Genomic DNA, 21,686 nt, shown 5'->3' on the forward strand with positions numbered 1-21,686 from the left:
CGGTCAGTCGCCCCACCGGTCGCCGAAGCCGTGGCCGAGCTGCCGGGACAGCTCGGCGGCGGTACGGCAGGCGGCGTCGGCGAGTTCGCGGGTACGGGTGTCGTCCAGGCGGAAGATCGGCCCGGAGATGCTGATCGCGGCGGTGACCCGGTCGTGCCGGTCGCGTACGGGGGCGGCCACCACCCGCAGCCCGTGCTCGCTCTCCTGGTCGTTCAGGGCCCAGCCCTGCTGCCGCACGGCGGCCATGTGCGCCACGAAGGTGTCCAGGTCGGTGATGGTGTTGCTGGTCAGCGCCCGGAGCGGCACGGTGGCGAGCAGGGCGCGCAGGGCGTCGTCGTCGTGGTCGACGAGCAGCGCCTTGCCGGCCGCGCTGCACCACAGCGGGATGCGCCGGCCGAGGCGGCTGACGAGCTGCACGTTGCGGGTGCCCTGTACGACGTAGAGCGAGATGGCGTCGGAGCCCTCCAGGACGGCGAGGTTGACGCTCTCGCCCTCGTGCTCGGCGAGCTGGTGCAGCAGGGGCCGGGCCAGCGCGTGCAGGTCGATGCCGGCGAGGAAGCGGGCGCCCAGCTCGAAGACGGCGACGCCGAGGCGGTAGGTGCCGTTCTCCTCGTTGCGTTGCAGGAAGCCGGCGTCGGCCAGCGCGCGGAACAGCCGGCTGGCCGTGGACTTGTGCAGGCCCAGTTCGCGGCTGACGTCGCTGACCTTGCGCTCGACGGCGTCACCCCGGAAGGCCAGCAGGACGCCCAGGGCGCGGTCCAGCGCCTGGGTGCCCGACTCGCGTGGGGCGACGCCCTCGTCGGGCGTCGGGTCAGTGGCGTACGACATCTTGCTTCCCTGCCTTTCCGGCTGCTAGGTTTCATAATATAACTCTAGGACCACATGATGGTCCACTCTACGGTGGTTCAACCCACGGTGGTCCACTCGCCCTGACCAGTCCAGGTCCACTCCGGCGGCAGATACGGACCGACACCGGAAATCAGTGAGGCATCCGCATGACTGTGAATCCGATCGACCTGGAAGTCGTCACCGAAAGTCTCATCTCGATCGTCCGCGAGATGCGACAGACGATCTTCCGTACCGCGCACTCGCCGGTGATCGCCGACGCCCAGGACTTCTCCTGCGCACTCTTCGACCCCTCGGGGCAGATGGTCGCCCAGGGCCGGGACATGCCGGGACACGTCATCGCCATGCCCGCCTCGGTGGCCGAGATCTTCGCCGACTTCGCCGCCGAGATGCGCCCCGGAGACCTCTACATCGTCAACGACCCGTACCGGGGCGGCAGCCACCTCAACGACGTCACCCTGATCAGCCCGGTCTTCGTCGACGGGGAACTGTTCCTGTTCCCCTGCGTCCGGATGCACTGGGCCGACATCGGCGGCATGACCCCCGGCAGCGTCTCCGGCCAGGCCACCGAGATCCTCCAGGAGGGGCTGCGGATCCCGCCGATCAAGCTGATCGAGGCGGGCCGTCCCAACCGGGCCGCCTTCGACATCCTCTTCGCCAACGTCCGGATGGCCGAGGAACGCCGCGGCGACCTCGAATCCAGCATCGCCGCCTGCCACACCGCGCAACGACGGCTGAAGGAACTCGTCGACCGCTGGGGCACCGGGCTGATCCTCGACTGCGTCGCGGCCAACATGGACCGCACCGAGCAGCGGCTGCGCGACATGATCCGGTCGCTGCCCGACGGCACCTACCGCTACGAGGACTACCTCGACCTCTACACCGACGGCGACTACGACGCCGCGATCGTCCGCTGCCGGCTGACCGTCGACGGCGACGAGATCGAAGCCGACTTCCGGGGTTCCTCCACCCAGGTCGCCGCCGTGGTCAACTCGTCGCGGGCGATGACCGTGGCCGGGGTGTTCATCGCCGTCAAGTCCGCCCTCGATCCCGGCGGGCTGGTCAACCACGGCGCGTTCCGGCCCCTGCGGGTCCTCACCGAGCCCGGCACGGTGGTCCACGTCAGCTACCCCGCCCCGGCCAACGCCCACAGCGAGGTCCGCAAGCGGGTCATCTCCGCCGTGATGGCCGCGTTGAGCCAGGTGGCGCCCGACCTCATCGCCGCCGACCAGTTCGGCACCACCTTCCAGAACCTCATCGGCGGCGTGGACGAGCACACCGGCCAGCCCTACCTCTACTACGACTACCCGGCCGGCGGCAACGGCGGATTCCTCGAATCCGACGGTCCCAGCGCGATGAACCCGGTCGACCTCGGCGACATCTCCACCATCCAGTCCGTCGAGCGACTGGAGACCGAGATCCCGATCCTGGTCGAGGCCTGCGAGCTGCGCGCCGGCTCCTGCGGAGACGGTACGCACCGGGGCGGCCTGGGCAGCCGGCGGGAGACCCGGCTGCTGGCCAGCGGCGGGGCGTACTCGGTGCAGACCGACCGCACCACCGTCCCCCCGTACGGGCTGCGCCACGGCGGCCCGGGCGCCCCGACGGTCACCCACCTGCGCCGCGCCGACGGCCGACGGGTCGACTTCGACACCCCCGGCAAGATCGCCGGCTTCCCCATGCGCGCCGGGGACGTACTGGTCATGGAGTCCGCCGGCGGCGGCGGCTGGGGCGACCCGCTGGACCGCGCGCCCGACGCCGTCGCGGAGGACGTCCGGCAGGACTACCTGACCGGCGAGGAGGCCCGCCAGCGCTACGGCGTCGTCCTCGACGGCGACGGCGAGGCCGACCGCGCCGCCACCGCCGACCTGCGGCAGCGGCTGCGCGACGAGCGGAGCTGGCTGCGCCTCACCACCACCGACCGGCCCGCCTACACCGGCCGGCGCGGCCAGCGCCGGCTGGCCTACGTCGCGCCCGGCAGCGGCCTCGCCGAGGAGAGCCTCGTCGAACTGCACGGCGTGCACCCGGCACCACTGCGGGCCTGGCTGCGCCACGACGCCGCGCTCGGCGCCGACGAGATAGCCCTCGACGACGACGGGATGCAGATCCTCGGCGGCACCGCCGAGCATCGCGCGTACGTGCGCGTCCTCACCGGGGAGGGGCGGTCATGAGCAGGGTCTTCCGGGTGCCGGTGGCGACCACCAGGCCCCGCACCGGTGGCGGCGCCGGCAACGCCCCGGCCCCGCAGGCCGCCCCGGCCCGCGCCGGCATCGTCGCCGGCTGCCTCAGCCCACATCCGCCCCACCTGATCTACGCGGAGAACCCGCCGCAGAACGAGCCCCGCTCCACCGGCGGCTGGGAGACGCTGCGCTGGGCCTACGAGCGGCTGCGCAAGCGCATCCAGGAGGTGCACCGCCCCGACGTGCTGATCGTGCACGCCCCGCACTGGATCACGATGGTCGGCCACCACGTCAACTGCGCGCCCAACCCGCGCGGCATCTCCGTGGAGCCGATCTTCCCGCACCTCTTCCGGTACCGCTACGACTTCCGCACCGACGTCGAACTCGGCGAGGCCATCGTCGAGGAGGCCAGCGGCCTCGGCCTCGTCACCCGCGCGATGCGCGACCCCCGGGTACGCGTCGACTACGCCACCATCGGCGCCCTGCACCTGGCCAACCCCGCCTGGGACATCCCCGTGGTGTCCCTGTCGGCGAACAACAACCCGTACTTCTACTCCGACGCGGCGCTGGAGGAGATGGAGGTGCTCGGCGAGGCCACCCGCCGCGCCGTCGAGGCCACCGGCCGCCGAGCCGTGCTGCTCGCCTCCAACTCCCTGTCGCACCTGCACTGGCACGAGGAGCCGGCGCTGCCGGAGGACATGGAACGCGAACACCCGTACAACAACCACCAGTACCGGTGGGACATGAAACTGCTCGAAGCGATCCGCCGGGGACCGACCGCCCCGCTGCGGGAACTCATCACCGAACACATCGAGGCGACCGCGTCGGAGACGAAGGCCGGCAGCCTCACCTGGCTGCTCGCCGCGATGGGCTGGCCCAAGGTCGCCGGTGACGTGCTCGGCTACGGCACGATCATCGGCACCGGAAACGCCGTCGTCGAGTGGCTGCCCGAGGGGAGCCCCCATGGCTGACCGGACCGGAATCGTCGCCGGCGCACTCGTGCCCGGCATGCCCCACCTGCTCGCGAAGGAACCCGCACCGAGCTGGGCGGCACTGGCCTCGGCCGCCCGCGACGTGGGCGAGCGGCTGCGCCGGCTGGAGCCCGACGTCGTCCTGCTGCTGTCCACCCAGTGGTTCACCGTCCTCGGCCACCAGTTCCAGTGCGACCCCAACCCGCGCGGCGAACACGTCGACGAGAACTGGTACGCCTACGACTACGGCCTGCTCCGCTATGACCTGCGCTTCGACGTGGAGTTCAGCGAGCGGTGGGCCGACCGGGTGCAGGCCGACGGCAAGCAGGCGCGCCGCACCCGCTACGAGGGCTTCCCGATCGACGCCGGGACCATCGTCACCTCCGCGCTGCTCGACCCGGAGCGCAAGCTGCGCTGGGCGCAGGTCTCCTGCAACCTGTACGCCGACGCCGACACCCTCGCCGACGTCGGCCGGGCCGGTGCCGCCGCCGCCCGTGACGCCGGAGTACGCGCCGCCGTCGTCGTGGTGAGCGGACTGTCCTCCGGACTGATCCAGCAGTGGATCGAACCGGGCCAGGACCACATCGGCACACCCGCGCACGACCAGTGGAACACCCGCGTACTCGACCTGCTCACCGCCGGCAAGGTCGACGAGGCGCTCGCGATCCGCGAGGACTACGCCCGGCAGGCCCAGGCGGACAGCCAGTTCCGGGCCCTCGCGTTCGCCGCCGGCACCGGCGCCGCCAGCGGCCCGGCGCAGCTGCACTCGTACGGCCCGATCTGGGGCACCGGCGCCGCCGTCCTGTCCTGGAACCTGCCCGAGCGTCCCTGACCGAAGCCGACCCGCAACCAGAGCAAGGAGCAGACATGCGAAACGTGGCCGTGGGCTTCGTCGAAGCCGAGGGTTTCACCCCCATCTTCGACGCCGTCGACGCGATGGTGAAGGCCACCGAGGTCGAGGTGACGAAGGTCGTACGCCTCGGCGGCGGCATCGTCGCGGTCGCCGTGCGCGGCGACCTCGCCACCGTCGAGGAGGCGGTGGACATCGGCGAGGAGACCGCCCGGGCGCGCAGCCGCTCGGTGCGCTCGATCGTCTTCGCCAGCCCCTGCGACGCGGTGAGCGCGTTGGCCGTCGAGCCTGACCTCGTCGGCAACTGACAACCGGGTAAGGAGAATCAGCCATGTCCTCCGACATCGCGATCGGAATCGTCGAGACACGCGGCCTGGTGGCGCTCTCGGCGGGTATCGAAGCCATGATCAAGACCGCCGACGTCCGGTGCGTGGCCGTGGAACGGGTCACCAGCGGCTACCTCGCGGTCGCCGTCCGGGGCACCCTCGCCGCCGTACGCCAGGCAGTCTCCGCCGGCGAGGCCGCCATCCGCGCCCACGGCGAGCTGCGCAGCTCCCAGGTCTACCCGAAGCCCCACCCGACCACGGCGGCCCTGCTGGACGCGCCCGAACCGGCCCGCATCCGCGAGGTCATCGCCGGCCTACGGGGAGAAACCGATGGTGCTCGGTGACGTCGTCGGCAAGGTGTGGGCCGACCGCATCCTGCCGGCGTTGCAGGGCAGGCGGCTCGTCCTGGTCCGCCCGCACGGCGACGGGCCCGACCTCGTCGCCGTCGACCCCCTGAACGTCGGCGTCGGCACCACCGTCCTGGTCGTCACCGACGAGGCCGCGGCGGCCGTGACCGGCCAACCCACCGTGGACGCCGCCGTGGTCGCGCTCGTCGCCGACCTCGGCAGCGAGCGGACCGAACCCAGCACCTGAACCGGAAGGGACACCTGACGATGGCCGAGTCATCCTGGCCGGTGAGTCTGCGTGACGGCCACCCGGGCGCCGACCCGCCGACCCTGCGCAACTTCGTGGGCGGTGAGTTCGTCGAGGGTGGGCGGCGGTTCGTCAAGCGCAGCCCGGTGACGGGTGAGCCGGTCTTCGAGGTCGCCGAGGCCGATCGGGCGTGCGTGGACGACGCGGTCGCCGCCGCGCGGGCGGCGTTGCGGGGGCCGTGGGGCCGGATGGGGGAGCGCGAGCGCGCGGAGGTGTTGCGCCGGGTCGCCGACGAGTTGGAGCGTCGTTTCGACGATCTGGTGACCGCTGAGGTTGCCGACACCGGCAAGTCGATCTCGCAGGCGCGGACGTTGGACATCCCGCGCGGCGCGGCGAACTTCCGCGCCTTCGCGGAGATCGTGGCGACCGCGCCGACGGAGTCCTTCACGACGGTCACCCCGACCGGCGGCCGGGCGCTGAATTATGCGGTGCGTAAGCCGGTGGGTGTGGTGGCGGTGATCGTGCCGTGGAACCTGCCGCTGCTGCTGCTCACGTGGAAGGTCGCTCCGGCCCTTGCCTGCGGTAATGCCGTGATCGTCAAGCCCAGTGAGGAGACGCCGGCGTCGGCGACGTTGTTGGCGGAGGTGATGGCCGCCGCCGGCGTGCCGGATGGGGTGTTCAACCTGGTGCACGGCTTCGGTCCGGATTCGGCGGGGGAGTTTTTGACCCGCCATCCGGACGTCGACGCGATCACCTTCACCGGCGAGTCGTCGACCGGCAGCGCCATCATGCGGGCGGCTGCTGATGGGGTGCGGCCGGTGTCGTTCGAGTTGGGTGGCAAGAACGCCGGGTTGGTGTTCGCGGACGCGGATCTGGACGCGGCGGTGGCGGGTTCGGTGCGGTCCAGTTTCACCAACGGTGGTCAGGTCTGCCTCTGCACGGAGCGGATCTACGTGCAGCGGCCGGTGTTCGAGGAGTTCACGGCCCGGCTCGCGGAGCGGGCCGCCGAGCTGCGGTTTGGGTGGCCGGCGGACGAGGCGACGGTGAACATGCCGCTGATTTCGCATCAGCACCGGGACAAGGTGCTCGGCTACTACGACCTTGCCCGCCGCGAGGGTGCGCAGGTGTTGGCCGGGGGCGGCGTGCCGGCCTTCGGTGATGCGCGTGATGGTGGTGCGTACGTGCAGCCGACGGTGTTGACGGGGTTGGGTGCGGATGCGCGGACCAACCGCGAGGAAGTCTTCGGGCCGGTGGTGCATGTGGCGCCGTTCGATGACGAGGATGAGGCGTTCGCGTTGGCGAACGGCACGGAGTACGGGCTGGCGGCGGCGGTCTGGACCCGGGACGTGGGTCGGGCGCACCGGGCCGGTATGCGGTTGGACGCGGGGATCGTGTGGGTGAACACGTGGTTCCTGCGGGATCTGCGGACTCCGTTCGGTGGGGTGAAGGCGTCCGGGATCGGGCGCGAGGGTGGCGTGCACTCCCTTGATTTCTATTCCGAGTTGACCAACGTCTGCGTGGACCTGACATGAGCGGCGGCGTTCGCATCGGCGTCGCGGGTGCGGTGGATGTGGCGAGCACATCGTGGGTCGGGCGCACCGGGCCGGTATGGGGTTGGACGTCGGCATCAGTGTCGCGGGGTGTCCGTCCGGCTTCCGGTCGACCCGCGGCTGTCGATAGCGGCTCCGAGTGGAGTGGGGAGCTGACATGAGCGTGGATTTCGAGGCGGCGGCCCGGGAACTGGTCGACGCGCGGGAGAACGGCAAGCCGTGTGCGCCGCTGCGGGGGCGGCTGCTGCCGGAGGGGGACGTCACGTCGGCGTACCTGGTGCAGCAGCTTCAGGTGCGGCAGTGGTTGCAGCGCGGCCAGCGGCGGGTGGGCGCGAAGATCGGGCTGACGTCGCGGGCGGTGCAGGAGAGCTTCGGTGTCTTCCAGCCCGATTTCGGGGTGCTGACCGACGACATGGCGGTGCCCGACGGGGCTGAGGTGCCGATGGGCCGGCTGCTCCAGCCACGGGTCGAGGCGGAGGTCGCGTTCGTCCTGGGTGCGGACCTGCCCGACGAGCGGATCACCGGCGCGGACGTGATCCGGGCGGTGGACCACGTGTTGCCGGCGATCGAGATCGTGGACTCGCGGGTGGCGGGGTGGGACATCTCGATCGTGGACACGGTGGCGGACAACGCCTCCAGCGGCCTGTTCGTGCTGGGCACGACGCCGCGTCGGCTGGCCGACGTGGACCTGCGGTTGTGCGGGATGGTGCTTGAGCAGGCCGGTGAGCCGGTGTCGGTGGGGGCGGGGGCGGCGTGTCTGGGTAATCCGTTGCATGCGGTGCAGTGGTTGGCGCAGACGATGGCCCGCTCGGGTGATCCGCTGCGTGCTGGGGATGTGGTGCTGTCCGGGGCGCTCGGCCCGATGGTGCCGGTGACGCCCGGTGCGGCGTACGAGGCTCGCATCTCGGGGCTGGGTTCGGTGCGTACCTGTTTCTCGGGGGAGGCGTCGTGAGCGCGATGGCGGTCTTCGCGGTGGTGCGTGCGTGGAATGGCCTGGCGACCGTCGCGGTCTTCGGTGAGGGGGAGGCGTCGTGAGCGTTGGTGTGGCGGTGATCGGGTCGGGCAATATCGGCACCGACTTGATGATCAAGGTGCTGCGGCTCTCGGAGTCGCTGCGGATGGTGGCGATGGTGGGCATCGACCCCGATTCCGACGGCCTGGCGCGGGCGCGCAGGCTGGGTGTGGCGACGACCGCCGAGGGTGTCGACGGCCTGGTGGCGATGCCGGAGTTCGCGGATGTGGAGCTGGTGTTCGATGCCACCTCGGCGGGCGCGCACCGGCGCAACGACGCGGTGCTGGCCGCGCACGGTCGGCTCGTAGTGGATCTGACGCCGGCGGCGGTGGGTCCGTATGTGGTGCCGCCGGTGAATCTGGATGAGCACCTGGGTGAGCGCAACGTGAACATGGTGACGTGTGGTGGGCAGGCGACGGTGCCGATCGTCGCCGCCGTCGGTCGGGTGACGCCGGTGGTGTACGGGGAGATCGTCGCCTCCATCGCTTCCAAGTCGGCGGGGCCGGGGACACGGGCGAACATCGACGAGTTCACGGAGACGACGGCGCGGGCGATCGAGGTGGTCGGTGGTGCTGGTCGTGGTAAGGCGATCATCGTGTTGAATCCGGCTGATCCGCCGCTGTTGATGCGCGACACGGTGTACTGCCTGTGCGAGGACGCCGACGCCGACCGTGCGGCGATCGCCGGGTCGGTGGCGGAGATGGTGGCGGCGGTGCAGGAGTACGTGCCGGGGTATCGCCTGAAGCAGGACGTCCAGTTCGACCGGGTCGACACCTATGTGCCGTCGTTGGGTCGGCATCTGCGCGGGTTGCAGGTGTCGGTGTTCCTGGAGGTCTCCGGCGCGGGACATTATCTGCCGGCGTACGCGGGGAACCTGGACATCATGACGTCGGCGGCGCTGCGTACGGCGGAGCGGCTGGTCGGGCTGCGATCGGCAGCGACCGGCCATGACAGCGCGGGCCGCGACGGCGCTGATGGCGACAGCGCGGACCACCGCAGCACTGATGGCGACAGCGCGGGCCATGACGGCGCTGGTGGCGATGGCGTGGGTCGGAACGTCGTGGAGGTGACCCGGTGACTGATCTGTACATCCAGGACGTGACGTTGCGCGACGGCATGCACGCCGTGGCCCATCGGTACACGGTGGAGCAGGTCCGCACGATCGCGGCGGCGTTGGACGCTGCCGGGGTGGCCGCGATCGAGGTCGCTCACGGTGACGGGCTGGCCGGGTCGAGTGTCAACTATGGCCATGGTGCGGCCAGTGACGCCGACTGGATTTCGGCGGCGGCGGAGGTGATGACGAACGCGAAGCTGACGACGTTGCTGCTGCCGGGGATCGGCACCATCGCCGATTTGAAGGCGGCGAAGGCGCTCGGGGTGACCAGTGTCCGCATCGCCACGCACTGCACGGAGGCCGACATTTCGGCGCAGCACATTGCGTGGGCGCGGGAGAACGGCATGGACGTGTCCGGGTTCCTGATGATGTCGCACATGAACGATGCGGCCGGTCTGGCGGGGCAGGCGAAGTTGATGGAGTCGTACGGGGCGCACTGCGTCTACGTCACCGACTCCGGCGGCCGACTCCTCATGTCCGACGTCGCCGAGCGGGTGGACGCGTATCGGCAGGTGTTGGCACCGGATACGCAGATCGGTATCCACGCCCACCACAACCTGTCCCTCGGCGTCGCCAACAGCGTCGTCGCCGTGGAACACGGCCGCATTCTCGGCGACGGGCCGCTCGGTTCGGCCCACGGTCGGACGGTGCGGGTCGACGCGTCGCTGGCCGGGCAGGGCGCGGGGGCGGGTAACGCGCCGTTGGAGGTGTTCGTGGCCGTCGCCGAGTTGCACGGGTGGGAGCACGGCTGCGACGTGTTCGCCCTGATGGACGCCGCCGACGACATCGTGCGCCCGTTGCAGGACCGGCCCGTGCAGGTCGACCGGGAAACCCTGTCGCTGGGCTATGCGGGGGTGTATTCGAGTTTTCTGCGGCACGCGGAGCGGGCGTCGGACAAGTACGGGGTGGACGTGCGCTCGATCCTGGTCGAGTTGGGCCGCCGCCGCATGGTCGGCGGGCAGGAAGACATGATCGTGGACGTGGCACTGGACCTCGCCGACGGTCGCGCGCAGACGGGTGCGGCACAGTGAGCGCGAGGATTGAGCCGGGCGTGCGAGCCGCGCAGTCGCGAACGAGGGAGCTGCCATGATCGGGCCGGACACCGCGGGTATCGCCGAGCGCCTCGGCGAGGCGGCCGACACCGCCACCGCCATCGCCCAGTTGGCTGCGGAGACGGGCTTGGACGTGGATGCGGCGTACGGGGTGCAGACCGCGTTGATCCAGCGTCGCCTCGACCGGGGCGAGCGTCTGATCGGGTTGAAGATGGGCCTGACCAGCAAGGCGAAGATGGCGCAGGTCGGCGTGGACGAGGTCATCTGGGGCCGCCTCACCGACACCATGCGCATTCCCGACGGCGGCACCCTCGACCCCACCAGGTTCATCCACCCCCGCGTCGAACCCGAAGTGGCGTTCCTGCTCGACCGTCTGCCCGAGCCGGGCGAGCCGGTCGGGGACTTCACCGACGCCGTACGCGCGGTCGCCCCCGCCATCGAGGTCATCGACTCGCGGTACGCCAACTTCACGTTCTCCCTGCCGGACGTGGTCGCCGACAACACCTCCGCCGCCGCCTTCACCATCGGCGCCTGGTCCCCGGTCCCCGACGGCCTCGACAACCTCGGGGTGCTGCTGGAGATCGACGGACGCGTCGCGCAGGTCGGCTCGACCGCCGCGATCCTCGGCGACCCCCGCCGCGCCCTCGACGAAGGCATCCGCCTCGCCGGACGCCACGGCGTACGGCTGCGCGAGGGCTGGGTGTTCCTCGCCGGCGCCGCCACCGCCGCCGTGCCCCTGAAACCCGGCGCCCACGTCCGCGCCGTCGTCGAACACCTCGGCACCACCTCCCTGAGAGCAGCAGCATGAACGGGCAGGCGCATGTCGTGGCCGGCAAGGCCGTACCCCGAGGCGCGTTTCCGCACGTCAAGGTCGCCGGCGGGTTCGTGTTCGTCTCCGGCACCTCCAGCCGCCGCCCCGACAACACCTTCGCCGGCGTCGAGGTTGACGAGCTGGGCACCACGAACCTGGACATCCGCGCGCAGACCCGCGCCGTCATCGACAACATCCAAGATCTGCTGAAGACGGTCGGCGCCGACCTGAGCGACCTCGTGCAGGTCACCACCTACCTCGTCAACATGAACGACTTCGGCGGCTACAACCAGGTCTGGGCCGAGTACTTCGACGCCACCGGCCCCACCCGCACCACCGTCGCCGTCCACCAGTTACCCCACCCGCACCTGCTCATCGAGATTCAGGCCGTGGCCGTACTGCCCTGACGGAGGGTGGACAAGGGGCCTCACGTGCGACCGCCGCGAGCAGCGCTTCAGTGCGATCCGAAGCCTCCGGCGGACGACGTGGCTTCGTAGACCGTCTCCAAACCCCGTTTCACGCGGACCAACGAAGTCAGCCACTCCCGCGTCTCCGGGTCGGTCGAATAGAGCAGCGTGCCACGCATGCCCCGGGTCATCAGCACCTTGTAGGTGTTGCGGATCAGCCGGTCCGCCTCGACATCACTGAGCGTCTTGCGGCTGCGGAACGCCGGGTCCTTCGACTCGGAGCGTCGGGTGACCAACTTTCCGTCGCGGGCGACCAAATCCGGGCCGATGATGACGCCCGACCACTCGTACTCGAAGCCCTGGGCGGTGTAGACGCAGCCCACCTGGCCGAATCCATGGGGGTCGGTGGCCCAGAACGCGCTGCCCGGCGCCTCGCCGACGCTGCGGTCGCTCTTGACGTTCCACGGCCGGGCCCAACTTCCCACCTGCACATCAGGAACGAGGGTGTCATCCGGTCGCGGATCGCTCCACGGCCAGCAGTATCCCGCCGACATTCGTGCCGTTTCCCCGGCGGCCTGTTTCCCGGCGAGGAACGCCTCCAACTCCTCCGGCGAGTCAGCGAGCCGAAGGTCGAAGCGGCCGTCGCCGGTCCAGACCGTCGGCTCGCCACCCTCGAGGCCCAGGAGGTCAAGCACCCACTTCTCGTACGCCTCGCTGCCGCCGCAGCGGAACTGGTCGTGAAGCGAGACCACCTCGACCTCCAAGCCAAGTTGCTCGGCATATCGGGAGATGACGTCGACGCTGCCGAGTTCTCCTGGCTTCACGACCTGGTGCTCATCGAGCAGGAACACCGGCACCCGTGCGGCGGCGATCAGTTCGTCGACCTGCGGACGGGCCTTGTCGCGCTTTGCCTTGGGCGTGAACCTGTTGACCGACGTCTCCCGGATCCGGTGCGCCTCGTCGCAGATCAGCACGTCGAACCCATTGCGTTCCGCTGTCATGAAGCTGTTGAAGTAGGCGAACAGATTCTTGATTCGGGTTGATCCCTTGCCGGCGTACCGGCGCAGCGTCTGGGTGAACGACCGTGAGCCGGTGGCGTGCATGACTGATCGGTTCTGTCGGGCCAGTTCGCCGAGCACCGACAGGGCGATCACGCTCTTGCCGCTGCCCGGCCCCCCGGCGACGACCACGACCGACTTGCGCTCCGCCGACCGGGCCCGCTCCACCGCGTGCAGGACCAACTCGTACGCCAAGCGCTGGCGGTCCAACAACGTGAAGTGCGACCGTTCCTTCAGCTCCTGGGCCGCGTACGACAGAAGGTGCCTGCTGGGTCGGACGGAGCTGGTGAGGAAACGGTCCGCTGCGGCCGCGCCCGGAGCGGGTGCGAGGTGCATGCGGAGGTAGTCGAGGAACTGGCCGCGACGTTGTTTGGTGAAGATCCGGCTCTGCTCTGTGGGACGGCGCGCGAACAGATCGTTGACGTCGCGGTCGACGGCGTTGTGCAGGTACGCGGCACCCCGCACAGGATTGCGCCGGTCGGCGAGGACACCGAGAAAGTCCGTGAGGTACTCGCAGTAGTCGCCGACCTGCACGCCCGGGTGTAGGCGCGGGCCTCGGGCGTGCTCGACCAGGACGAGTCGGTCCGAGCCCTCGTAGGACTCGGCCTGGGACCACTGCTTCAGCTCCACCACCACGTAGGAGTCCTCGGCGGTCCCCGGATCGACGCCGGCGAGTACGACGTCCACACGCTTGCTCGTCAGCGGAAGCTGGTACTCGACCAGGACCTCGACCTGCCCCAACCCCGCGTCGGCGAGATCCTGACCGAGCACCAGGAGGCTGCGCGACCAGGAGCGCCGTTCACTCGGGCTCACGTGGTGACGGAGGCTCTCGGCGATCCGGTCGGCCAAAGTGCCGTTGGTGGCCAGTCGGAGCAGACCATCGGCGGAGGTACGGAACGCTGACAACACTTGCCCCCGGGCAGCACGAAATGATCGTGCGCATGGGGGGCGTGTCTGGCCACAGCCGGAAGCCCGTCGTTACGCGCCTGTATGAGGGGACTGTAGCGAAGAGATCAACTCATCGCCACAATCAGGACTGAGGCTTCGCGACCGAGCCCTTCGCCCGCTCCACCGGATAGCGGACAGCCACCTCGTCGAGCTTGGTCATGGCAGCTTCGACGAGGTCGATATCGAGCACGTCGGCCAGTCGTGTCAGATAGACCATGACGTCGCCGATCTCGGCCTTGACCCGGGCACCGGCCTCCGGTTCGGACATGACCTCAGCGGCCTGCTCGGGCGTCAGCCACTGGAACTCGGCGAGCAGTTCACCCACCTCGCCGGCAAGCGCCATGGCCAGGTTCTTGGGCGTGTGGAACTGTTGCCAATCGCGCTCGTCCGCGAACGCGCGTAAGCGTGCCGTCAGGAGATCCATTCGCGTGATCCTTCCATGCCAGGCGTGACTCGTCATGCGTCGTGGCGCCGGGCAGCCCATGGGAAAGTCGATCAGGTCGGCGGCGACGACGAACGCAGAACGGTCAGGTCCGTAAACCACGGGACCTGACCGATCTGTCACAGGCTGACTACCGCGTCCTCGGCGAGTGTGAAGAGTCCCGCATCGAAGGTGATGGTCTTCAACTTCGTGCCCTTGGGCACGTCGAAGAAGACGTTGGCGCGTACGGAGTTGCCAGGGTTGATCTCGTCGAGAAAACCGCGGGCATCGTCGTTGCCGTACATCCCGGCTGTGCCGTCGGCGTCGTACTCGCGGCCAGCGGCATCTTGAACGGTCACCGTGCCGTCGGCGTGGAAGAGGTGAGCCGACTTGGTGACGTTCTTGACGGAAATGCTCACGCGACAGTACGTGCCCTGGGCCTTACGGTTGAGGAAGGAGTCGCCCACCTGCGAGATGCCGCACTTGACGCTGTTGACGGTGAACTCGAAGTCGCCGCCGCGAACCTTGTCACCAACGCGGTACACCTTCGGGCCGGTCGGCTTCGCCGGGCTCGGCTTCGCCGGAGCCGCGGCCGGCGGGGTCGCGGCGGCCGACGGTGCGGGCGCCGACTTGGCCGGGGAGGCGTCAGCCGCTGCGGCGGTCGGCTCCGCGCTCGACGACACGCTTGCCGGCTCGGAGTCGCCGAGGATCGCTCCGACCATGCCGACGCCGCAGCACAGCGCAACCATGGCGCCGAGGCCGATGAGCGTGGGAATCAGCCAGGACGGCCGCTTCCGTCGAGCCGGCGCGGCCGGATACGCCGCAGTCGGCGGCGGGCCGTAGGGCGGGGGCCCGTTGTCGGGCTGGCCTGCATACGGCTGGTTCTGGCTCGGGTGGCCAGGATCGGTCATGCTTCTGTCCCCACAGGTAGTCCGCGCGGCACCCACCGCGCGAGTCCTGTGAACGGTACTGAGGTAGCCGTGACGAATTCGATCACTGTCGGGTCGACGACAACGCCGTGGGTCCAAAGTGGCTGACTGGCCCACTGGCGACCGATCAGGGTGGGCGGGCGGCTACCGAATAGAGGTAGCGACCCTCTGATCGGGGAAGGCCGCCGCGACGAATGCATCGGGCTGCCGCCAAAGTGAGGAGGCGTTGCCCTCCGTCAGATCAGTCTCGTTGCTCCTTGTCGAAGCCGATGCGCGTCACCGTCACGAACCTCGCCCAGGCGGCCGGTGCGAACGTCAGGACAGCACCGCGCTCGTCCTTGGAGTCGCGCACGGCGACGAGGTGGCGGAGGTTGGTCGCCACCTCGACGCAGGCGCCGCCGTTGTCTCCGCTTCGGGTGCTCTTGTGCCAGACGGCGCCGGTCAGGTCAGTCATGCCGCATCTCCCCGATGATTGTTTTGATCATGTCCATTGAGTCTGTCTCGCCGAGAGCGAGCGCATCCAGCCCTCTCCATACACGCTCGTACGCCGAAAGCTCGTCGGGCTTGTCGAGGTACAGCGCTCCGGTCAACGATTCGCTGTAGACGACGGAGGGTTCCGGTGCCGCACGACCGCCTTTGGCGGGCGGGAAGTCGAGGATCATAAAAGTGCCAGCGACCGCCCCGGGCTGTGGGCCCGCCGCCAGCGGCAGTACCCGCACGGACACGTTCGGCAGTTCGGAGAGTCTGAGCAGGTGGTCGAGTTGAGCGGTCATGACAGCCGACCCGCCGACGGTGCGCCGGAGCACTGGCTCCGAAAGCACCGACTCAAGCCGGGGAGCTGCAGGAAGCCGTCGAGTGAGAAGCGCCTGCCGTTGTAACCGTACTTCGACAGCCCGCTCGCGTTCTTCGTCGCTGAGGATTCGCCCAAGACGGAAGAGCGCCTGGGCATAGTCCCTGGTCTGCAGAATGCCGGGAATCAGTGACTCGTCATATCCCCGGAGCCGCGCGGCGGCGGATTCCAGGCCGACGTACAGCTCGAACCAGCTTGGGACCGCGTCCCCGTACGCATGCCACCAGCCCTTGGACTTCGTCTCGGTGGCGAGCCCGCGCATCGCCTCGGTCATCTCGGCGGACACCCCGTACAGCTCGCACATCGCCTTAACGTCGAGCACCCGGACCGGGCCCATGCCGCATTCGATCCGCCAGATCTTCTGCCGGCTGTATTCGAGGGCCTCGGCGGCGGCGTCGAGGGTCACGCCCGCCTCGGTGCGGTACTGGCGTAGCAGCCGGCCGAGTTGCCGGCGCGGCACGGTCGATCCGACATCTTCGGTCACCCGGTCACTCCCTGGTTCCGTCGCGCAACGCTGCGTCGCCCTTCCATGTAACAGCTATCGGTGGCAGCAAAGAAAGTCAATACTTCTGGAAAGAATTCTGGTGTGGAACGTTGCCTCGATGCTGCGCACCGTCACAGGATGACCACAGGTCCTGACGTCGTACCGCTGATCGAAGCTGCGGCGGCAGGGCGGGGTGGCCCGTGCGTGCGGGGAGGGCGGACGGGCCACCCCTTCCAGTCCACGAGGGAGAGGCAGGCAGCAGATGAGCGTCCGCAACCAGCGACCGGGAGCGACCTACCGCTCCTCGGCGTACACCAGTTTGCTGCCGTGGCAGGTGCGCGAGCGCCGCTTCAAGCCGGTCGGGCTCGGACGCCGCGGCCTGGAACCGGCTGATGTCTACGACTTCCTCGACCGCGTCGCCGGCGACATGGCCAACGTCTACGCCGCCCTGGCCGCCAGCCGCCGGGAGGCCGCCGTCCTCAAGGACGCGCTGCGCCGCTGGCGGTCCGAGCAGGCCCGCGCCCGCGCCGACCGGGGACACGACGCATGACCCAGCGGTACGTCATTCACCTGCCCGTCGCCGCCGCCGACCTGCCGGCCGCGCAGCGGCTGGCCCGGGTGATCAGCCGTTGGCTGCTGGTGCTGCCGCAGACCGATCCGGGGGAGAGCACCGTTTCGGAAGAGGACAACCAGCACGTACGCCACCGGGTCTTCTGTGACCTACGCATGCCCGGCGGCCGGCGCTGCCTGCTCCGTGCCGACCACGACGGTGCCTGCTCCCGCCGCCTGCCCCGGTGAGCATTCGACCCAACGCCGGGTGATTTTAAGTCGAGCAGGTTCGCTACTCGGGATAGCCAGCGGAGTAGGTCGCGTCCACGAGCTCTTGGAGGTGTCGGATGACCGAGGCCTTGTGGTCCGTCTCCGGAAGTTGCTGCTCGCCGGCCTTGATGAGCCCGCTTCGCCAGTGGCGGACGATCTCGTGCTGAGCCTCTCTGGGTAACTGGTCGATCCAGAGAGACCCGAGGTTGTTGTCGATGATTTCTTGTAGGTGGTCGGCAGCTTCCCGGTCGGTGAGCCGTTCGACCAAGAACTCCAGAGTCCAGTCGAAGAGACCACCGGTGGCGGTCCAGTCGACCCCGGGCTTCAGCACGATCAGGCCGGCCATCAGTTCCCCACGATGAATACCCGTGGACCGAGATCACGGTCCGCTATGAACTGCTCGATCTTAGCTGTCTGCTCGACCGAGAACTTCGAGACGTCAACGGGCACGAGGTCAGCCTTGTCCAGGTGTCGTTCGATTTGATATTGAAGCTGCGGCCACTGCCGGTCGAAGAACTGGCCGGGGAAGTTACCGACGGCATCATATGTTCGCCCCGCGTCGTCGACCCAGTCGGCCGAGGAATCCGCAGGGGCGCGACTGAGTTGAACGCCGAGGAGTTGTTCCAGCCGTACCGCGGTTTCGGCCTCGCCTGGCCTGAACTTCCCGGTCGCCGGGTCCATGCCGAGCGCATGGACGCGTTCTTCCTCGCTGGCGTGTCGAGCGGGGGGCTCATGAGGCGTCCCGGGAGTCGAGGTGTCGTCCCCGGATCTGCCTGGTCGGCTGCTGGCAAGCCGCCCCAGCGCCTGCTTCAGCTTCTCGATCAGGTCACCGAGCCGCCGGATCTCCGGCATCAGCCGTCGCAGGCTCGCCAGCAGCCCTCGCAGCAGCCGCGCGATCCGCGCCGCCCAGGACGCCACCAACGTCGTCACCTGCTCCACCACCAGCGGCGCGGCGAGCCCGCCGGTGACGACCAGTTCGCCGGCGTACACGATGAGTCGGGAGACGCAGGTGGCGATGGCGTCGCGGACCAGCAGCCGGACGGCGGCGACCAGGCCGGCGGCTCCTTCGGTGATGGCGGCGAGGGTGTCGGCGCCCTGGGCCAGCCCGCCGATGGCCTGCTGCTGCTCGGCGGCCCAGGCCCGGTAGGCGGGGCCGGCGCCGCCACCCCAGCTCGCGACGTCGGTGCGGACGGCGGCGCCCAGGTCGGCGGCTTCCTTGCGCAGCGACGCGGCGACGTTGCGCCAGGTCCGGGCGTGGGCGGTGATCTGCGCCGGGTCGCCGGCGAGCCAGTCCAGTGCCTCGCTGAGCGGCTTGACGTGCTCGATCAGCCAGGCGATGCCGTACTGGAGCAGCGCGCCGACCGGGTCGGAGACGAAGGCGAGGGCGTCCAGGCCGGCGCTCACGACGCCGAGGGTGCCGTCGATCCAGCTGCCGTTGCGGACGCCCTGGGCGATCAGCTCGATGTCTTCGCAGATCCAGATGCCGGCCCAGGCGCTGGGTGGGGTCTCGGCGGCCGTGGCGACGAGGGGGTTGGTGGTCACTCCTTGTGCCGTGTCCGCTGTAGCGACCGCTCGGCCCGAGTGTCGGCGGCACGGTAGCGGTCGGCGCCGGTCCGCAGTCTGTCGGCCGTGTCGCGCACCGAGCCGGCCGCGGTGCCGATGCCCTGGACCAGGGTCTGCTGGAGGCCGTCGAGCAGCGCCGGCATGATCGCGCAGAGCCGCCCGTACGCCTCGGCACCCAACCGGACGTGCTGGCCGGCCTGGCGGGCGGTGTCGAGGCTGTCGGCGCGGCGGTCGAGGCGCGCGGCGTGGCGGGTCAGGTCGTCGGGGTCGACCCGGATGCCGTCAGCGCCGGGCATCCGGTGTGCCCTGGTCGGGATCCAGCCGGCGGCGGTACGACTCGACAAGCGCCACCGCTGTCGGATCCTCGGCACCGAGGATGCCCGTGGTCGCCTCGGTGATCCTGCTCAGCAGATCGGCATGAGCGGCTCGGGTGGTCGCCAGGATCTGCCGGGCGGTGTGCGCCGCGGAGTGCTGCCGGGTGCGTTCGTCCAGCCGCAGGTCGACCAGCAGGCCCGACGAGTCGACGGTGACCTCGATCGTCCGATCGGGGCTGGTCGCCGTGCCTCGCATTGCCTGAACCCGCGAAGCCAGCTCCTTGGCCCGGGCCGCCCGGTCCGCGATGGACGCTTCCCAGTCGTCGAGCCGGCGCGTTGCCGCGTCCAGCGCGGCTTCGTCCGCCCACATGCCTGACCCTCCCCAGGGCATCGACGCCGACCGGTCGGTGTCGCCGTCACGCTACCAATCGGTGGCGCTGCGTGGTGTTCCGCTGAGGTTGTCCTGCTGCGGCATCTGCCGTGGTGCTCGACGGTCCTGCAATGGCGGGGCATCTTCCGACTCATGGCGGATCCGGCCGTGCCCCTTTCGGTGACCGCCGCCTTGCTTTCCTTTCGGGAATTGGCTGAATTGCAATCCTGGTCAGCGTAGCGAGCAATCCACTGTAGACAGACGGCTGAGGCCTGAAGTGTGGACGATCGATAGGTTGGGGGCATGGCATACGGGAGCTACACCGCCGACGGCAGCTACTGGACGGTGCGCAAGCACGGCTCGACCTTCTGGGTCGTACGTATCAGGAATGAGAACGGGACCTATCGGCGGTTGGAGTGGTGGGGTGGCTACCGGCATGCAGGTCACGCGGCGCGTGCAGCTGCGCAGCTGGCCTATCGGCAGGCCCGGGAGGACGTGGTGAAGGAACTGCGCGGCAGCCTGCACAAGGAGTTGGAACGTGTCGGCCTCGGTGCCCTGCCCACGCCCGCCCCGCTGCGCCCGGATGTGTCGGTGCTGCCGCCCGACGAGGAATCGTCCGACGCCGAGGAGTGACGGCTGGCTGCGTGCGCGGGCTCCGCGTACATCTCGGGGTGTTGCCGGCGGCGTGCTCAGCGCCGCCGTTCGGCGGCGCGGACGACGAGGATGGTGCCGTCGCGGCCCACGGTCGACGGGCGTACGGCTGTGGGCTTCTTCGCGAATCCGTCGGCCAGCCAGGACGCGGCCTACCGGGACGGCAGCGGTGCGGCCGGGCGGACCGCGGTGAACTGGGAGTGCTCGTACCGGGTGGCAGAGAGCAGCAGTAGCCACTCGTCGCAGCCCTGCCACGGGTGGAGGTCGGCGGCGCCGCCGCGTACGACGCGGGGCCCGTCGCCGGTGCGTGGCCGGGCATCCGCCGGCGCGTCCACGAAGCCGGGGATCCACACGTCGGCGCAGATCTCGCCAGCCGAGCCCATCGCCGCCAGACCGAAGGCGTTCTCCCCGCCGGCCGTGCGCTCCTCGTCGCTGAAGTCGTCGAGGATCTGGTCCTCGTCGGGCTTGTCGTCGCCGCGGAACGTCAGCGTGGTGGTGCCGGCGCGGGCCGCGTACTCCCACTCGGCCTCGCTGGGCAGCCGGAACGGCAGGGCGTCGAGCAGGTCGTCCAGGTCGTCCTCGAGCCGGGCCGTCGTGGTGTCCTCGTCGGCGTAGTCGTCCTCGTAGTCGGGCAGCCAGTGCCGGACCTGCGCGACCGTCAGCGGGTGCCGGGCGATCAGGAACGGTTCGACCCGCACCTCACGCACGGGCTGGGCGTCCTTGGCGGCGGCGAAGAAGGGCTCGAGCGTGTCCTCGACTCCTCCGTCGCGCTCGATGGCACGTACGGCCTCCAGTTCCGCGTCGGACAGACCCATGCGGAACGTGCCGCCGGGCACCTCACGGAACACCACGCCCGACGCGGTGTGCCGCCAGGCCGGACGCCCGGCCACAATCTCCTCGGTCCACATGGCGCCGAACGCTAGCAGCCGAGGCGTCGTGCAGGGCCTGCCCGTGGTTCCGGTAGGCGCCGGTCACTGTCAGCAACTGCCCTGCGGTCACGATGACCGTCACCGTCACGACGGCGAGCCAGGCCAGCCGGTCGGTGAGCAGTCGGCCCGCCGAGCGGGAGCCGCGGACGGCGGCGGCGACCACGCCGGCGCCCCGGGCCGCCCGAAGCGCGATGGCCGCGCGGGCGAACCGCAGGAAGGGCACGGCGAGGAAGATCACCTGCCACCAGTTCTGCTTCCAGAACTGCCGGGCACGGTGCCGGGCCAGCCAGGCACGCAGGACGAACTCTGCCACGAACACGGCCCACAGGATCTAACTGGCGACCGTGAGGACGCTGCTGAGCGCCTCGTCGTGGGTGAACGACTGTACGAGCACCAGCAGCAGGAACAGCACGCCGAGGATCCCCATCGGCTTGTCGAGCCGGTGGGTGAGGTCGTCGAGACGGGACTCCTTCTCTCGCCGTTTCCGCGCCCCGTTTGCACGTCCGCCTTCGGTCCGGCGGCGGTCGCCGTGATCGTCGGAATGCCCTGCCGGCACGGTCACGTACCGCAGGAGCGGGTCTCGGCACCGGTGGGACCGGGCCGGACCGCCTGTGGCGCGTCCAGAGGACAGCGGGCACTG

Annotated in this window: 27 protein-coding genes and 1 pseudogene; 15 read left to right on the forward strand and 13 right to left on the reverse strand. The window is 69.9% G+C overall.

What is annotated here, in order from left to right:
- Positions 1-3 precede the first annotated feature (3 nt).
- Complete coding sequence (locus tag ACLQ20_RS10140) at positions 4-828, reverse strand: IclR family transcriptional regulator (RefSeq protein WP_151454612.1); 825 nt, start codon at positions 826-828, stop codon at positions 4-6.
- Between the two features lie 167 nt (positions 829-995).
- On the opposite strand from ACLQ20_RS10140, the gene ACLQ20_RS10145 reads away from it, so the two are divergent.
- From ACLQ20_RS10145 to ACLQ20_RS10200, 12 genes and pseudogenes are all read left to right on the forward strand, one after another.
- Positions 996-3,014 carry a hydantoinase B/oxoprolinase family protein gene (locus ACLQ20_RS10145; RefSeq protein WP_425855130.1) on the forward strand — a complete coding sequence of 673 codons (2,019 nt, stop codon included), beginning with the start codon at positions 996-998 and terminating at the stop codon, positions 3,012-3,014.
- Positions 3,011-3,994 (forward strand): tRNA U-34 5-methylaminomethyl-2-thiouridine biosynthesis protein, encoded by a 984-nt coding sequence (locus ACLQ20_RS10150; RefSeq protein WP_132239083.1) that lies wholly within the window; start codon positions 3,011-3,013, stop codon positions 3,992-3,994. The genes ACLQ20_RS10145 and ACLQ20_RS10150 overlap by 4 nt, the downstream gene beginning before the upstream one ends.
- Entirely contained in the window at positions 3,987-4,826 is an 840-nt protein-coding gene (locus tag ACLQ20_RS10155) for a 2-amino-5-chlorophenol 1,6-dioxygenase subunit alpha (protein ID WP_151454614.1), read from the forward strand. The genes ACLQ20_RS10150 and ACLQ20_RS10155 overlap by 8 nt, the downstream gene beginning before the upstream one ends.
- A gap of 35 nt (positions 4,827-4,861) precedes the next feature.
- Positions 4,862-5,152: a BMC domain-containing protein gene (locus ACLQ20_RS10160; protein WP_151454615.1), complete on the forward strand. Its 291-nt coding sequence runs from the start codon at positions 4,862-4,864 to the stop codon at positions 5,150-5,152.
- A 23-nt stretch (positions 5,153-5,175) separates the two neighbouring features.
- Positions 5,176-5,514, forward strand: coding sequence for a BMC domain-containing protein (locus ACLQ20_RS10165; protein WP_089000517.1), 339 nt, complete (start codon positions 5,176-5,178; stop codon positions 5,512-5,514).
- The gene (locus tag ACLQ20_RS10170) at positions 5,501-5,764 is read left to right on the forward strand and encodes a EutN/CcmL family microcompartment protein (protein ID WP_151454616.1); all 264 of its coding nucleotides are present in this window, start codon (positions 5,501-5,503) and stop codon (positions 5,762-5,764) included. Before ACLQ20_RS10165 ends, ACLQ20_RS10170 begins: the two co-directional genes overlap by 14 nt.
- A gap of 20 nt (positions 5,765-5,784) precedes the next feature.
- Entirely contained in the window at positions 5,785-7,296 is a 1,512-nt protein-coding gene (locus ACLQ20_RS10175; protein WP_425855131.1) for a 2-hydroxymuconic semialdehyde dehydrogenase, read from the forward strand.
- A 175-nt stretch (positions 7,297-7,471) separates the two neighbouring features.
- Positions 7,472-8,266: a 2-keto-4-pentenoate hydratase gene (locus ACLQ20_RS10180; protein ID WP_425855132.1), complete on the forward strand. Its 795-nt coding sequence runs from the start codon at positions 7,472-7,474 to the stop codon at positions 8,264-8,266.
- 79 nt (positions 8,267-8,345) lie between these two features.
- A pseudogene (locus ACLQ20_RS10185) lies at positions 8,346-9,260 on the forward strand (acetaldehyde dehydrogenase (acetylating)); the annotation flags it as partial.
- A 140-nt stretch (positions 9,261-9,400) separates the two neighbouring features.
- A complete protein-coding gene (dmpG, locus tag ACLQ20_RS10190) occupies positions 9,401-10,471 on the forward strand; it encodes a 4-hydroxy-2-oxovalerate aldolase (RefSeq protein ID WP_425855133.1) in 1,071 nt (356 codons plus the stop codon).
- Between the two features lie 55 nt (positions 10,472-10,526).
- Positions 10,527-11,300, forward strand: coding sequence for a 2-keto-4-pentenoate hydratase (locus ACLQ20_RS10195; protein WP_425855135.1), 774 nt, complete (start codon positions 10,527-10,529; stop codon positions 11,298-11,300).
- Positions 11,297-11,710 carry a RidA family protein gene (locus tag ACLQ20_RS10200; protein WP_425855136.1) on the forward strand — a complete coding sequence of 138 codons (414 nt, stop codon included), beginning with the start codon at positions 11,297-11,299 and terminating at the stop codon, positions 11,708-11,710. Before ACLQ20_RS10195 ends, ACLQ20_RS10200 begins: the two co-directional genes overlap by 4 nt.
- A gap of 47 nt (positions 11,711-11,757) precedes the next feature.
- Here the strand turns inward: ACLQ20_RS10200 and ACLQ20_RS10205 are convergent, their stop codons facing one another.
- From ACLQ20_RS10205 to ACLQ20_RS10225, 5 genes are all read right to left on the reverse strand, one after another.
- Positions 11,758-13,404 carry a DUF2075 domain-containing protein gene (locus ACLQ20_RS10205; protein WP_225852415.1) on the reverse strand — a complete coding sequence of 549 codons (1,647 nt, stop codon included), beginning with the start codon at positions 13,402-13,404 and terminating at the stop codon, positions 11,758-11,760.
- Positions 13,405-13,798: 394 nt separating this feature from the next.
- Positions 13,799-14,140, reverse strand: coding sequence for a nucleotide pyrophosphohydrolase (locus ACLQ20_RS10210; protein WP_151456629.1), 342 nt, complete (start codon positions 14,138-14,140; stop codon positions 13,799-13,801).
- Positions 14,141-14,277: 137 nt separating this feature from the next.
- Positions 14,278-15,048 (reverse strand): DUF4352 domain-containing protein, encoded by a 771-nt coding sequence (locus ACLQ20_RS10215; protein WP_358122436.1) that lies wholly within the window; start codon positions 15,046-15,048, stop codon positions 14,278-14,280.
- Between the two features lie 259 nt (positions 15,049-15,307).
- On the reverse strand, positions 15,308-15,520 hold the full coding sequence (locus tag ACLQ20_RS10220; protein ID WP_151456627.1) for a DUF397 domain-containing protein: 213 nt from the start codon (positions 15,518-15,520) through the stop codon (positions 15,308-15,310).
- Positions 15,513-16,400: a helix-turn-helix domain-containing protein gene (locus tag ACLQ20_RS10225; protein WP_151456626.1), complete on the reverse strand. Its 888-nt coding sequence runs from the start codon at positions 16,398-16,400 to the stop codon at positions 15,513-15,515. Before ACLQ20_RS10225 ends, ACLQ20_RS10220 begins: the two co-directional genes overlap by 8 nt.
- A gap of 262 nt (positions 16,401-16,662) precedes the next feature.
- On the opposite strand from ACLQ20_RS10225, the gene ACLQ20_RS10230 reads away from it, so the two are divergent.
- Positions 16,663-16,950, forward strand: a complete 288-nt coding sequence (locus ACLQ20_RS10230; protein WP_151454899.1) for a DivIVA domain-containing protein — start codon at positions 16,663-16,665, stop codon at positions 16,948-16,950.
- A complete protein-coding gene (locus ACLQ20_RS10235; protein ID WP_151454900.1) occupies positions 16,947-17,198 on the forward strand; it encodes a hypothetical protein in 252 nt (83 codons plus the stop codon). Before ACLQ20_RS10230 ends, ACLQ20_RS10235 begins: the two co-directional genes overlap by 4 nt.
- Positions 17,199-17,241: 43 nt before the next feature.
- On the opposite strand, the gene ACLQ20_RS10240 is transcribed toward ACLQ20_RS10235, so the two are convergent.
- Genes ACLQ20_RS10240 through ACLQ20_RS10255 form a run of 4 tightly spaced genes read right to left on the reverse strand, consistent with a single transcriptional unit; the run spans position 17,242 to position 19,466 of the window.
- On the reverse strand, positions 17,242-17,565 hold the full coding sequence (locus tag ACLQ20_RS10240) for a hypothetical protein (protein ID WP_151454901.1): 324 nt from the start codon (positions 17,563-17,565) through the stop codon (positions 17,242-17,244).
- Positions 17,565-18,761 carry a WXG100 family type VII secretion target gene (locus ACLQ20_RS10245; RefSeq protein WP_425855140.1) on the reverse strand — a complete coding sequence of 399 codons (1,197 nt, stop codon included), beginning with the start codon at positions 18,759-18,761 and terminating at the stop codon, positions 17,565-17,567. The genes ACLQ20_RS10240 and ACLQ20_RS10245 overlap by 1 nt, the downstream gene beginning before the upstream one ends.
- Positions 18,758-19,078, reverse strand: a complete 321-nt coding sequence (locus ACLQ20_RS10250) for a type VII secretion target (RefSeq protein WP_425855142.1) — start codon at positions 19,076-19,078, stop codon at positions 18,758-18,760. Before ACLQ20_RS10250 ends, ACLQ20_RS10245 begins: the two co-directional genes overlap by 4 nt.
- Complete coding sequence (locus ACLQ20_RS10255) at positions 19,065-19,466, reverse strand: YbaB/EbfC family nucleoid-associated protein (protein WP_425855144.1); 402 nt, start codon at positions 19,464-19,466, stop codon at positions 19,065-19,067. Before ACLQ20_RS10255 ends, ACLQ20_RS10250 begins: the two co-directional genes overlap by 14 nt.
- Positions 19,467-19,769: 303 nt before the next feature.
- Between ACLQ20_RS10255 and ACLQ20_RS10260 the strand changes: the two genes are divergently transcribed.
- Positions 19,770-20,099 carry a hypothetical protein gene (locus ACLQ20_RS10260; RefSeq protein ID WP_327028236.1) on the forward strand — a complete coding sequence of 110 codons (330 nt, stop codon included), beginning with the start codon at positions 19,770-19,772 and terminating at the stop codon, positions 20,097-20,099.
- 170 nt (positions 20,100-20,269) lie between these two features.
- On the opposite strand, the gene ACLQ20_RS10265 is transcribed toward ACLQ20_RS10260, so the two are convergent.
- Genes ACLQ20_RS10265 through ACLQ20_RS10275 form a run of 3 tightly spaced genes read right to left on the reverse strand, consistent with a single transcriptional unit; the run spans position 20,270 to position 21,608 of the window.
- A complete protein-coding gene (locus ACLQ20_RS10265; RefSeq protein ID WP_327028237.1) occupies positions 20,270-21,025 on the reverse strand; it encodes a formylglycine-generating enzyme family protein in 756 nt (251 codons plus the stop codon).
- Positions 20,955-21,365: a hypothetical protein gene (locus tag ACLQ20_RS10270; protein WP_425855146.1), complete on the reverse strand. Its 411-nt coding sequence runs from the start codon at positions 21,363-21,365 to the stop codon at positions 20,955-20,957. Before ACLQ20_RS10270 ends, ACLQ20_RS10265 begins: the two co-directional genes overlap by 71 nt.
- Positions 21,366-21,377: 12 nt before the next feature.
- Entirely contained in the window at positions 21,378-21,608 is a 231-nt protein-coding gene (locus ACLQ20_RS10275) for a hypothetical protein (RefSeq protein WP_425855148.1), read from the reverse strand.
- Positions 21,609-21,686 lie beyond the last annotated feature (78 nt).

The organism is Micromonospora sp. DT46 (genome assembly GCF_049841735.1).
Classification (GTDB): Bacteria; Actinomycetota; Actinomycetes; order Mycobacteriales; family Micromonosporaceae; genus Micromonospora; species Micromonospora reichwaldensis.